Origin of the sequence: Komagataeibacter xylinus, assembly GCF_031081985.1 — a bacterium.
Lineage (GTDB): Bacteria > Pseudomonadota > Alphaproteobacteria > Acetobacterales > Acetobacteraceae > Komagataeibacter > Komagataeibacter xylinus_E.
The window spans coordinates 357,521-369,701 of sequence record NZ_JARWSK010000003.1 but is presented as its reverse complement, the minus strand read 5'-3'; the positions used below and the strand labels follow the sequence as shown (position 1 = coordinate 369,701).

General features: G+C 63.1%; 10 protein-coding genes. 5 read left to right on the top strand and 5 right to left on the bottom strand.

The annotated features are described in order from the left end of the window. The first annotated feature begins 18 nt into the window (after positions 1-18). Genes mrdA through QEG70_RS07835 form a run of 3 tightly spaced genes read left to right on the top strand, consistent with a single transcriptional unit; the run spans position 19 to position 3,537 of the window. Positions 19-1,938: a penicillin-binding protein 2 gene (gene mrdA, locus QEG70_RS07845; RefSeq protein WP_308720147.1), complete on the top strand. Its 1,920-nt coding sequence runs from the start codon at positions 19-21 to the stop codon at positions 1,936-1,938. Positions 1,939-1,987: 49 nt separating this feature from the next. Further along, a complete protein-coding gene (rodA, locus tag QEG70_RS07840; RefSeq protein WP_308720146.1) occupies positions 1,988-3,145 on the top strand; it encodes a rod shape-determining protein RodA in 1,158 nt (385 codons plus the stop codon). Between the two features lie 2 nt (positions 3,146-3,147). Beyond that, positions 3,148-3,537, top strand: a complete 390-nt coding sequence (locus QEG70_RS07835; protein WP_308720145.1) for a DUF3293 domain-containing protein — start codon at positions 3,148-3,150, stop codon at positions 3,535-3,537. A gap of 112 nt (positions 3,538-3,649) precedes the next feature. Here QEG70_RS07835 and glyS read toward each other — a convergent pair whose 3' ends face one another. Further along, the gene (gene glyS / locus QEG70_RS07830) at positions 3,650-5,710 is read right to left on the bottom strand and encodes a glycine--tRNA ligase subunit beta (protein WP_308720144.1); all 2,061 of its coding nucleotides are present in this window, start codon (positions 5,708-5,710) and stop codon (positions 3,650-3,652) included. A 6-nt stretch (positions 5,711-5,716) separates the two neighbouring features. Next, on the bottom strand, positions 5,717-6,607 hold the full coding sequence (locus tag QEG70_RS07825; RefSeq protein WP_061274502.1) for a glycine--tRNA ligase subunit alpha: 891 nt from the start codon (positions 6,605-6,607) through the stop codon (positions 5,717-5,719). Positions 6,608-6,816: 209 nt separating this feature from the next. Here QEG70_RS07825 and QEG70_RS07820 point away from each other — a divergent pair, with 209 nt between their 5' ends. Continuing rightward, positions 6,817-7,593, top strand: a complete 777-nt coding sequence (locus tag QEG70_RS07820; RefSeq protein ID WP_308720143.1) for a DUF2076 domain-containing protein — start codon at positions 6,817-6,819, stop codon at positions 7,591-7,593. 505 nt (positions 7,594-8,098) lie between these two features. Here the strand turns inward: QEG70_RS07820 and QEG70_RS07815 are convergent. Continuing rightward, positions 8,099-8,524 carry a hypothetical protein gene (locus QEG70_RS07815; protein ID WP_308720142.1) on the bottom strand — a complete coding sequence of 142 codons (426 nt, stop codon included), beginning with the start codon at positions 8,522-8,524 and terminating at the stop codon, positions 8,099-8,101. 388 nt (positions 8,525-8,912) lie between these two features. Between QEG70_RS07815 and alkB the strand changes: the two genes are divergently transcribed. Beyond that, positions 8,913-9,569, top strand: a complete 657-nt coding sequence (gene alkB, locus QEG70_RS07810; RefSeq protein ID WP_308720141.1) for a DNA oxidative demethylase AlkB — start codon at positions 8,913-8,915, stop codon at positions 9,567-9,569. A gap of 83 nt (positions 9,570-9,652) precedes the next feature. On the opposite strand, the gene eda is transcribed toward alkB, so the two are convergent. Together eda and edd are read right to left on the bottom strand one after the other, a co-directional pair. Further along, complete coding sequence (gene eda / locus QEG70_RS07805) at positions 9,653-10,267, bottom strand: bifunctional 4-hydroxy-2-oxoglutarate aldolase/2-dehydro-3-deoxy-phosphogluconate aldolase (RefSeq protein WP_308720140.1); 615 nt, start codon at positions 10,265-10,267, stop codon at positions 9,653-9,655. A 29-nt stretch (positions 10,268-10,296) separates the two neighbouring features. Next, entirely contained in the window at positions 10,297-12,135 is a 1,839-nt protein-coding gene (edd, locus tag QEG70_RS07800) for a phosphogluconate dehydratase (RefSeq protein ID WP_308720139.1), read from the bottom strand. Between the last annotated feature and the right edge of the window lie 46 nt (positions 12,136-12,181).

Here is a 12,181-nt window from a genome sequence, read left to right as displayed (position 1 = left end):
TGCGTGCCGGATGAGTAAATGAAGTTACGCAAGAAGAAATCCGGCAACCGGCTCATGTCGCGCCCGGAGGAGGGCAAGAATCCCTCCCGTGGCGTCTTTACCCGTCGCGCCCTGCTGCTCATGGCGGCCCAGGGCGCGGTGCTCGGGGCATTGGGTGAACGTCTGTACGGGCTTCAGGTTCTCAACGGCAGCCATTATGCGAAGCTTGCGGAAAACAACCGCCTGAGCAAACGCTTCTTCGCCCCGCCGCGCGGGCGCATTACCGACCGGTTCGGCATCTCGGTCGCGGCCAACCGCATCAACTGGCGCGCCCTGCTGCTGGCCGAGGAAACCAGCGACATCAACGGCACGCTCGAGCGTTTTGCCCAGCTCGTGCCGCTCGAGCCGCGCGACAGCGTGCGCATCGAGCATGAACTGCGCCACAAGCGGCGGTTCATTCCCATCATGCTGCGTGATTTCCTGTCATGGGATGACATGGCGCGGCTTGAACTCAACATGCCCTCGCTGCCGGGCGTGCTGATCGATGTGGGCACGACGCGCGTCTATCCCTTCGGCCCGCTCATGGCGCATGTGGTGGGCTATGTGGCCCCCCCGGCTGAAAAGGACGTGGTGCATAATGCCGAACTCGCCCTGCCGGGCATGCGCGTGGGGCGCTCGGGCATCGAGCAGACACAGGACCTGAACCTGCGCGGGCAGGTGGGGTCGGTGGAGATGGAGGTCAACGCGGTCGGCCGCGTCATGGCCGAACTTGACCGCGACCCCGGCCTTGCGGGTGACGAGATCGCGCTTACCATCGATAGCGGCCTGCAGCAGCAGGTGCTTGGCCGCATTGGCGACCAGTCGGCCAGCGCGGTGGTGATGGACTGCCGCAATGGCGAGGTGCTGGCCATGGTCAGCAACCCCTCCTTCGACCCCTCGCTGTTCGATAGTGGTGTGAGCCAGGCGCAGTGGATCGAGTGGACCAACAACAGCCAGACCCCGCTCATCAACAAGGCGGTGTCGGGGCTGTATCCGCCCGGTTCCACCTTCAAGCCCGCCGTGGCCATGGCAGCACTCCGTGCAGGCACGCTGACCCCGTCCGACCGCATCAACTGCCCCGGTTATATCGATGTGGGCGGCACGCGCTTTCATTGCTGGTCGCGCTACGGGCATGGCACGATCAACCTGCGGCAGGGGCTGAAATATTCGTGCGACGTGTTCTTCTATGAAGTCGCGCGCCGCACCGGCATGGACCCGATTGCCGCCACGTCCGAGCTGTTCGGTCTTGGCGCCAAACTGCCCGAGATCGAACTGCCGCATGTGCGCCAGGGGCTGATCCCCACGCCCACGTGGCGGCGCGCGCATGGCCACCACTGGAATGGCGGCGACACCATTGTCAGCGGCATCGGGCAGGGTTTCGTGCAGGTGACGCCGCTGCAGCTTGCCACCTATGCCTCGCGCATCGCCACGGGGCGTAACGTGCAGCCGCACCTGATCCGCTCGGTGGCGGGGCGCATGGCGGACCTGACCGATCTTGGCCGCGCGCCGGGCATGGACATGCCCGAGCACTTTTTTGAAGACATACGGGCAGGCATGTTCGCCGTGGTGAACGAAGAGGGCGGCACCGCCCCCAAGGCGCGGCTGGACATTCCGGGCGTGCAGATGGCGGGCAAGACCGGCTCGGCGCAGGTGCGGCGTGTTTCGCGCGCCATGCGCGAGAGCGGGCACTTCAACTCGGCCAACCTGCCGTGGGAATACCGCCCCCACGCGCTGTTCATCTGTTTTGCGCCCTATGATGCCCCGCGTTACGCAACGGCCGTGGTGATCGAGCACGGCAATGCGGGTGCCGATGTCGCAGCCCCCCTTGCGCGTGATATCATGACCGATACCCTGCGCCGCGACCCGGTCAACCACCGCGAGCCGCCGGGCCAGGAAGTGGCGCAGGCCGAGGTGGACTGATACGGGCCAACGGCCCCCCGCCATGCCCGCGCCTGTTGTGGAGAATGGAATGAAATTCCAGAAGCGCCTGCTGCGCGCCGAACCCAATTTCCAGATCCTGACCAAGCTGTGGCAGGTCAACTGGCTGTATGTGCTGCTGATCTGTGCGCTGGCGGTGATTGGCTACGGCGCGCTGTATTCGGCAGGCGGGGGCACGTCGCGGCCGTTTGCCGGGCCGCAATCCATCCGCTTCTGCTTTGGTCTGGTCATGATGCTGGGCATCGCATTGATGAGTCCGGCCATTTTAGTGCGTATGGCGTGGCCGCTTTACATCTTCTCGCTCATCCTGCTCGTTGCGGTGCTGCGCATGGGGCATGTGGGCAAGGGGGCGGAGCGGTGGCTGATGCTGGGCGGCATGCAGGTCCAGCCCTCGGAACTGGCCAAGATCGCGCTGGTGCTCATGCTGGCCTCGTGGTTTCACAAGATCAGTTACCGCAGCATGGGCAACCCGCTTATGCTGGTGCCGCCTGCCGTCATGGTGCTGCTGCCGGTCGCCCTTGTGCTCAAGGAGCCGAACCTGGGCACGGCCGTCATCATCGGCACGGTGGGGGCGAGCATGTTCTTTGGCGCGGGCATGCGGCTGTGGCAGATCGCGCTGCTGGTGCTGCCCATGCCCTTCCTGGCCAAGATCGCCTATGGCCACCTGCATGACTACCAGAAGGCGCGGGTGACCACCTTCCTCCACCCTGAAAGTGATCCGCTTGGCGCGGGCTACAACATCATCCAGTCCAAGATCGCGCTGGGGTCGGGTGGCATGTGGGGGCAGGGCTACCTGCGGGGCACGCAGGGGCAGCTCAACTTCCTGCCTGAAAAGCAGACCGACTTCATCTTCACCATGATCGCGGAGGAATGGGGGTATGTGGGTGGCATTACCGTCATCGTCATGCTGCTGCTGCTGGTATTTGGCGGCATGCTGATTGCCATGCGCAGCCGCAACCAGTTCGGGCGGCTGCTCGGGCTTGGCATTTCCATGAACTTCTTTCTGTACTGCGCAGTCAACCTGTCTATGGTGATGGGGGCGATCCCGGTGGGTGGCGTGCCGCTGCCGCTGATTTCCTATGGCGGGTCGGCCATGCTCATGGTCATGTTCGGCTTCGGGCTGCTCATGTCGGCGTGGGTGCATCGCAATTCCACCTTTGGTGAGGCCACGCCGGGGGAGAAGGACTGACAGTGGCGATCCTGCCGCCCACGCCCGCCATCCACCGTTCCTACCGGCTCAGCACCTATCATGTGGCTGGCCTGCCGGTCATTCGCATTGGTCACAGGCCGCGCTGGTGGGGGCGCGCGCCTGCGGGCGATATTATTCTGCTCAGTGCGTGCAACCCCGGTGGCAGGCTACGGCCCGATGGCTGGAACCGGCGCATGATGGCGCATCTGGCCCGCGCCCTGCACGGGCTGCCCCATGCGTTGGGGGAAGGCAGGCTGGGCCGGTGGTCCGAACCGCTTTATGGCGTGCGGGTGGAGCTTGCGCGTGGGCTGGGTCTGGCGCGGCGGTTCCGGCAGAATGCCGTGGTGGTGGTGCACGGCAACCGGCCCGCCCGGCTGGTCTATCTGGCCTGAACCGGGAAACAGATAAAAGTTTTTGATGAAGCTTTTTTCAAAAAGCTTCAAAAAGAATGCCGCCTTTTTAAAAAAAGGCGGCACCCAAAAACATTTGTTTTTTAAAGGTTTATCAGCCTTCGATCTGGCTGAAATCGGCAATCAGCACCGTCATGCGGCATAGCTCCGACAGCAGGCGCAGGCGGTTGGCGCGGATGGCGGGGTCGTTGTCATTGACCGTCACCTTGTCAAAGAACTGGTCGAGTGCGGGGCGCAGGGCCGCGACATCGCGCATGGCATCGGCGTAGCGTTCCTGAGCGGTTGCCTGCTCGACGGCGGGAATGGTCGTGGCCAGTTGATCGGCCAGCGCCTTTTCCTCCGTCTGGGCGTACAGCGCGGGGTTGGGCGTGCCTTCATGCGGGCCGTCCTTGCGGTCCTCAATGCGCAGGATATTGGCGGCACGCTTGGTGGCGGCGAGCATGTTGCGCCCGTCATCAGTTTCCAGCATGTCGGCAATGGCCTTGGCACGGGCCAGCAGGCGCACGATGTCGGTATCGGTATTACCTACCGATACGGCGGCCAGGATGTCATGCCGCGCGCCTTCGCCACGCAACTGCACGCGCAGGCGGTCGGCCACGAATTCGGGCAGCACGTCCAGATCGGGTGCAAGGCGCAGGGCCTCGGGCAGGCCTTGGGCTGCCTCCCAGAACACTTTTGCCAGATCCAGCCGCAGCCCGTTTTCACGGATGATGCGGATGACGCCAAGGGCTGCCCGGCGCAGCGCATACGGGTCGCCCGAGCCGCCCGGCTTCTCGCCTGCGGCAAAGAAGGCCACCAGCATGTCGATCTTGTCGGCCAGCGCGATTGCAACCGAGACCGGGGCGGTGGGCACCGCATCGAGTGGCCCACGCGGCATGTAATGCGCGCCAATGGCATCGGCCACGGCAGCGGGTTCGCCATCATGGCGGGCGTAATAGGCCCCCATGATGCCCTGAAGCTCGGGGAACTCGCCTACCATGCCGGTGGTCAGGTCCGCCTTGCACAAAAGGGCTGCGCGTTTGGCCTGCGCCGGGTCGGCCCCGGTCATGCCCGCAAGGATGCCCGCCAGCCGCACGATGCGCCGCACGCGCGCGCCCTGGCTGCCAAGGCTTGCATGGAACACGATGCGGTCAAGTGCGGGCACGCGGCTGGCCAGCGTGGCGGCGCGGTCGAGATCCCAGAAATGGCGGGCATCGGCAAAGCGGGCGCGCAGCACGCGCTCGTTGCCTGCAATCGTCAGCGTCCCGCCATCACTGGGCAGCAGGTTGGCCACGAAGGCGAAGCGGGGTGCAGCCGATCCATCGGAATTACGCAGCGCGAAGTAACGCTGGTTCACGCGCATGGAAACCTGCATGACCTCAGGCGGCAGGGTCATGAATTCATCATCGATCTGGCCAAGGAAGGGCACCGGCCATTCGGTCAGCCCCGCAACCTCGTCAATCAGGCCAGGATCGGCCACCACGTTCAGCCCTTCCTCGCCTGCAAGGCGGGCAACGCCTTCGGCAATCAGGGTGCGGCGGCGGGCGGCATCGGGCTCGACCTCGTGGGCGCGCAGGCCGTCCAGCCAGTCCTGCGTACTGCTGACGGCAAAGGCGCCGGGTCTGGTGAAGCGGTGACCCTCGGTCAGGTTGCCGGATTTCAGGCCGTGGCCGTTATCCTCGCCTTCCGCCAGCGTGAAATCGACCACTTTTCCATCAAGCAGGCACACGATGCGGCGCAGCGGGCGCACCCATGTAAAGGCGCTGCCTACGCCCCAGCGCATGGATTTGGGCCACGGGAAGCGGCGCAGCAGGCCGGGCAGAACCTCGGCAATGCGGGTTGCGGCATCAACGGGCGGAATCTCGCGGTGCAGTACCCAGAAGCCGTTTTCCAGCGTCAGCGCATCCTGTGTCACGCCATGCTTGCGCGTGAAGCCCGCCAGCGCCTTTTCTGGCGCGCCTTCACGCGGGCCGCGTTCATTGACCGTGCTGCCGGGCACGGTGGCATCGACTTCAAGCGAGAGTGCAATGCGGCGCGGGCTGGCATAGGCTGCAGCCGCGCGTGGCTTGAGGGGGCCCAGCGCCTCGGTTACGAGGCGTTCGAGGTCGGAGGCCGCGCGCGCCTGCATGCGGGCGGGAATTTCCTCGGAGAAGAGTTCGATAAGCAGTTCGGGCATGATCTCTTATTCCTCGCCCGCCAGCCACGTTTCACAGCAGCGCCTGGCCAGGTTGCGCACGCGGCCGATATAGGCGGCGCGCTCGCTTACGCTGATCACGCCGCGCGCGTCGAGCAGGTTGAACAGGTGGCTGGCCTTGAGGCACTGGTCATAGGCGGGCTGGGCCAGCCCGGCCTCGGCCAGGGCGGTGGATTCGCGCTCGGCATCAATGAAGTGCCGGTGCAGCATCTCCACATCCGCCACCTCGAAGTTGTGGCGCGAATAGTCCTGCTCGGCACGCAGGAACACATCGCCATATTTCAGGCCCTGGCCGTTGAAATCGAGGTCATAGACATTCTCGATTCCCTGCACGTACATGGCCAGCCGTTCCAGCCCGTAGGTGAGTTCGGTGGAGGGCATGACGGTGGGAATGCCGCCAACCTGCTGGAAGTAGGTGAACTGCGTCACCTCCATGCCATCGCACCACACTTCCCACCCCAGGCCCCAGGCGCCGATGGTGGGGTTCTCCCAGTCATCTTCCACAAAGCGGATGTCGTGCTCGAGCGGGTCGATGCCGATGGCGCGGTAGCTGTCGAGCAGCAGCTTCTGGCTCTCCTCCGGCGTGGGCTTGAGCAGTACCTGGTACTGGTAATAGTGCTGGAGGCGATTCGGGTTCTCGCCATAGCGGCCATCGGACGGGCGGCGGCACGGCTGCACGTAGGCGGCCTTCCACGGCTTGGGGCCAAGCGCGCGCAGCGTGGTGTGCGGCGAGAGCGTGCCAGCGCCCACCTCCGTATCATAGGGCTGGAGGATGGCGCAGCCCTGATCGGACCAGAACTGGTGCAGCTTCAGGATAAGCCCCTGAAAGGACAGCGGGCGCGGTGAGGTGGGTGATCGGGGCACGGGGGCCGGGTCCATGAACGAAATGCTCCGGTAAACGGGGAGTGGTCTGCGCCATCTGGCGCAAAATCGCGCGACAGCATACCGTTATGCGGCCCCGACCGGAAGGTCGGGCGTGCCATACGCCCAAAGCGGCCCCGCATGGCAGGTTGGGGCCTTGCTTATTGCGCCCGCACGGACCACATCAGCAGGGATACGGTATCCCAGCCCAAGGCAGGACAGACAGGATGAATGACCAGGAACGCGAACTGATCACACAGTTTTTTGCCCGCGTGGGGGGCAATGCCCCCGGCAGCGTGCCGCAGACGACAACCGCCCTCCCGCCGATCGACCCGCAGGCCGATCAGTATATCGGGCAGATGTTCCAGAAATATCCTGAAGCCCGCTACCGCATCACCCAGACCGCCGTGGTGCAGGAAGCGGCCCTGGCCGAGGCGCAGAACCGGATTCGCCAGTTGCAGTGGCAGCTCCAGCAGGCACAGCAGCAGATCCAGCAGATGCAGCAGCAGGTGCCCCCGCAGCAGGCATCGGGTGGCAGCGGTGGCGGGTTCCTCAGCGGCATTTTTGGTGGCGGCCAGCGCACGCAGCAGGCAGCGCCCCCGCCAGGCTGGGGTGGGACTGCACCTTCATCACCGCCGCCGCAGCCGGTTTACCCGCAGGGCATGCAGCCGGGCATGTTCCGCTCGGGTGGTTCGGGCTTTCTGGGTTCGGCCCTGACCACGGCAGCCGGTGTGGCCGGTGGCATGATGATGGGCAACGCGCTGACCGGCCTGTTCAGCGGGCACCATGATGATGGCGGCTTTGCCAGCGGCATGCCGCAGGGCGGCACGGGCGAGACCATCATCAACAACAACTACGGTGACAGCACGGCAGGCACCGGCGGCGCCGACCCGTTTGCCGGTGGCGGCACCACGGCGGATTCCGGTTTTGATGCCGGTGGCGCTGGCGATGGTGGCGGTTTTGATGACGGCGGGTTTGACGCGGGCGATGACAACAGCTTCTGATTGAGTGCTGTCTTGCTTATGGGAAAGGGGCATCCGGTGCGGGTGCCCCTTTTTTTATGCGGATGCCTGCAAAAGGGTGCCGCGGGCCGGGCTGGGAGATGGCCTTGTGGCGGATGGTCTTTGCCACTCCATACCGTTCTTGAAGTAACAGTCCATGGGGTCCGTTTTTCCAGGCACAGGCAGTTTCATCACGTCCTGGCTGAAATCTGGTTCTCCCCACAGGTGGCGGACTTCTGCGCGGGTCATGTTGATATTGATGCCAAACGGCAGGTCGCCCGCTACATCTGGTAACCATGCCCGTCTGTTTTGCCATAACAGGAAATGGCGCTGATAAAATTTTCTTCTGGTTCCTTGTGCATGGAAAATCCATCAGCATGGAAGATGTAATCGGTTATGCATTTTATGTCCTGAATTTCATCGCATCCATTTCCCAAAATATCTTTTATGCTGTCAGGGTTTTTCTAAAAAATTAAATGCATCTTTCATTTCTACTTTTCATAGAATACTAATCAATGTTTGCAATTATGTATAATATTGAATATTCATCAAAACTATAATTTATATTAACTGTTATGGAATTTCTGACGTATTTATCCATGGGTGGCACTGCGCCAAGTGCTGGCAGTGTTATTGCGCCCCGACTGGAATCAGGTTTTCCGCATAATTGGTGGACTTCTGCGCGGCTCATGTCAAAGCGGAGGCCCAAAGGTAGTTCTCCATGATAAGCTTGGTAGCCATACCCGTAATTTTTGCTATAGAAAAAGATATTATCAATGATGTTTTTCCGGGATTCCTTGCGTAAGCAAAATCCATCATTGAAAAATTCATAATCTACACGGTCATCTATTTTTTCAAGATTATCATATTGTTTTTCAGAGATGATTTTTATTTTTTCAGGCGCTATTCCTAACAGATCAATTATATTTTTCATTTCAGATGCCTATTGAAGATTTCACGCTCTTTCAAAGAAAACGATCCTGCCCGGTTAAGGCGGGGAGGGGGAGCATTTTTGTCATGATGGTATGCGGGCAACCGGAATGATGATGGCACGGTGCCGCTTTTAAGGTGCGTGCCCATATCCTTTCTGAAGGGTGCCTGAAGATGTGATCCAGCATCCAAATGCCATTTGTTGAAAAAGGCGGTGCATGATAGCGATTTAAAATCAAAGGAAGTTTTTGGTGAAGCTTAGTTTAGAAAACTTTGAAGAACGCCACCTTTGTTGAAAAAACGATACCCTGAAACTTTTATTTTTTTCAATGCGTTGTTTTCAAATAATCTCTTAACGGTCCGTAGCAGGGCACAAGGGGAAAAGACCGGGCATGGCGCAGCAGGAATTCATGCTTGACCTACCGCCCGCAGCCACGCCAAGGCTTGAGGTGCTCGATGCCGGAGCCATGGTGCTACGCGGGCATGCTGCCTTGCAGGCGCAGGAGATGCTGGCGGGCATAAGGCAGATTGCCCGTCTCTCCCCCTTCCGGCGCATGACGGTGGTGGGCGGGGGCACCATGTCGGTCGCCATGACCTGTTGCGGCGCGGCAGGCTGGTGCAGCGACGCGCAGGGCCACCGTTATGAAAGCCGCGACCCCATGACCGGTCAGCCCTGGCCTGCGTTGCCGCCTGCGTGGCGGAACTGGGCCGTTGAGGCAGCACGGCTGGCCGGGCATGAAGGGTTTGCGCCCGATACCTGCCTGATCAACGGCTACCGCCCCGGCGCGCGCATGGGGCTGCATCAGGACGGTGATGAACGGGCGGATGCGCCAGTGGTCTCCGTCTCTTTCGGCCTGCCCGCCATCTTCCAGTGGGGCGGGTTGCAGCGCACGGACCCGGTCCAGCGTATTGCGTTGCTACATGGTGATGTTGTGGTGTGGGGAGGCCCGTCGCGGCATGTATTCCACGGCATTGCACCGCTCAGGGCAGGCCAGCACCCGGTTACGGGGCCGTGCCGCTACAACCTGACCTTTCGGCGGGTGTGGTAGAATATCTGGCAAAGATTTTTTCAAAAAGCGTCGAAGAATGCAGCCTTTTTGAAAAAAGGCTGCACCCGGAAACTTTTGGTTTATCAGGCTTTCAGGGCTGCGGCCTGCTGGGCGCGCGCGGTAATGGCCGCCACATCGGGCGCGCCGGCGGGCACCAGCCACGAGCCGCCCACGCACAGCACGGAGGGCAGGCCCAGCCAGTCGGCTGCGGTCTCGGCCTTGATGCCGCCGGTGGGGCAGAACCGCGCCTGGCCAAACGGGGCGGACAGGGCTTTCAGCGCCGGGATGCCGCCTGCGGCTGTGGCGGGGAAGAACTTGAAATGCGTCAGCCCAAGGTCCAGCCCGCGCATGATGTCGCTGGCATTGGCCGTGCCGGGCAGCAGCGGCACGTCGCTCGCCCGTGCGGCCTGCGCCACATCCGTGGTCAGGCCGGGGCTGACAATGAAGCGGGCCCCCGCATCGACCGAGCGCTTGAGGTCATCACCATTGAGCACAGTGCCAGCGCCCACAACCGCGCCTTCCACCTTCGCCATCTCGGCAATCACTTCCAGCGCGCAGTCGGTGCGCAGGGTGACTTCCAGCGCGCGCAGGCCACCGGCCACAAGGGCCTCGGCCACCGGGCGGGCATGGGCGGGGTCGTGAATGACCAGCACCGGAATAACCGGGGCAAGGGTCATGATCTCTTCAATGCGGGCCATGTCGGCTCCCTTGTGCAAGGCGTTGGGGTTCATGCGCTCTGTTGTGCCGCCATGTGGTCCATGGAAGCAAGAATGGCCGAGGCCCCCTGCTCGGGCAGGTCCACATGATTGCGCATCAGCGCAAACAGCTCGCGCCCGGTACCAAACTGCGGCGCAGGTGGCCGGGCAGGCGTGCGGTCGGCCAGCACGCTGGCCTCCACCAGTGCCTCGATGCGGCCGGTCTGGGCGCACACGCGCACCACATCGCCATCGCGCAGCAGCGATAGTGGCCCGCCCACATAGGCTTCCGGCCCGATATGAATGGCGGCGGGCACCTTGCCGCTTGCACCCGACATGCGGCCATCGGTCACCAGCGCCACCTTGTGCCCCCGGTCCTGCAACACCGCCAGCGTGGGGGTGAGCTTGTGCAGTTCCGGCATGCCATTGGCGGCGGGGCCCTGAAAGCGCACCACGACAACCACATCCCGGTCGAGTTTGCCTGCGCGGAAGGCGGTCAGCACGTCTTCCTGGTGGTCGAACACGGCGACCGGGGCCTCGATGGTCCAGCGCTCGGGTGCGACGGAACTGGTCTTGTAGATGCCGCGCCCCAGATTGCCTTCCATCACCTTAATGCCGCCATCGGCGCGGAAGGGATTGGCGGGCGGGCGCAGGATGCTCTCATTGGTGGAAGGGCCAGCTTCTTCCCACACCACCTTGTCCTCACGCAGTTCAGGCTTCTTGCGGTATTCACTGAAGCCGCCACGCGCCACGGTCAGGATATCGGGGTGCAGCAGCCCCGCATCGAGCAGCGAGCCGATCAGGCTGGGCATGCCGCCCACTGCGTGGAAGGCGTTCACATCCTCCGACCCGTTGGGGTACACGCGGGTGAGCTGCGGCACGATGGCGGAAAGCTGGTCGAGGTCGGTCCAGTCGATGATGATGCCCGCCGCCCGCGCCATGGCGGGAATGTGGATGGCAAGGTTGGTCGACCCACCCGTGGCCAGCAGGCCCACAGCGGCGTTGACAATGGCGCGTTCATCAACACACAGCCCCAGCGGGCGGTAATCCTCGCCGCGCGCGCCGATCTCGCTCAGGCGGTGGATGGCGGCACGCGTCAGTTCCTGCCGCAGTTTTGTGTTGGGCGGCACGAAGGAGGAGCCGGGCAGGTGCAGGCCCATTACCTCCATGAGCATCTGGTTGGTGTTGGCCGTGCCATAAAAGGTGCAGGTGCCTGCTGCATGGTAGGATTCTGATTCCGCATCCATGAGCCTGTCCTTGCCCACCTTGCCCTCGGCATAAAGCTGGCGGATGCGCTGTTTCTCGCTATTGGGCAGGCCCGATGGCATGGGGCCGGACGGGATCAGGATGGTGGGCAGGTGGCCAAAGCGCAGCGCGCCCATGAGCAGGCCGGGCACGATCTTGTCGCAGATGCCGAGCATGGCAACGCCTTCATACATGCCATGGCTCAGCCCGACAGCGGTGGACAGCGCAATGACATCACGGCTGAACAGCGAGATTTCCATGCCCGGCTGGCCCTGCGTCACGCCATCGCACATGGCGGGCGTGCCACCGGCCACCTGCGCCGTGCCGCCCACCTCACGCGCGAACAGCCTGATCTGGTCGGGGTAGCGGGCATAGGGCTGGTGGGCGGAGAGCATGTCGTTATAGGCGGTGATGATGCCCACATTCATGCCGCCCGCCGCGCGCAGGCCCGCCTTGTCGCTGCCCGAGGCCGCAATGGCATGGGCCAGGTTGCCGCAGGCCAGGCGGGGGCGGCTGATGCCATTTTCACGCTCGCGGGCAATCAGGTCCAGATAGGCCCTGCGGGTGCGGGCCGAACGGGTGATGACCCGCTCGGTCACGGCGGTCAGGACGGGGTGCAGGCTCATGGCATCTCACAGACTTTGAAGCACCTGCGCCGGGCTGTGCCGGGGC

Coding starts and splice junctions, on each gene's coding strand:
- mrdA (WP_308720147.1), top strand. CDS start 19: ATGAAGTTACGCAAGAAGAAATCCGGCAACCGGCTCATGTCGCGCCCG.
- rodA (WP_308720146.1), top strand. CDS start 1,988: ATGAAATTCCAGAAGCGCCTGCTGCGCGCCGAACCCAATTTCCAGATC.
- glyS (WP_308720144.1), bottom strand. CDS start 5,710: ATGCCCGAACTGCTTATCGAACTCTTCTCCGAGGAAATTCCCGCCCGC.
- QEG70_RS07825 (WP_061274502.1), bottom strand. CDS start 6,607: ATGGACCCGGCCCCCGTGCCCCGATCACCCACCTCACCGCGCCCGCTG.
- QEG70_RS07820 (WP_308720143.1), top strand. CDS start 6,817: ATGAATGACCAGGAACGCGAACTGATCACACAGTTTTTTGCCCGCGTG.
- QEG70_RS07815 (WP_308720142.1), bottom strand. CDS start 8,524: ATGAAAAATATAATTGATCTGTTAGGAATAGCGCCTGAAAAAATAAAA.
- alkB (WP_308720141.1), top strand. CDS start 8,913: ATGGCGCAGCAGGAATTCATGCTTGACCTACCGCCCGCAGCCACGCCA.
- eda (WP_308720140.1), bottom strand. CDS start 10,267: ATGGCCCGCATTGAAGAGATCATGACCCTTGCCCCGGTTATTCCGGTG.
- edd (WP_308720139.1), bottom strand. CDS start 12,135: ATGAGCCTGCACCCCGTCCTGACCGCCGTGACCGAGCGGGTCATCACC.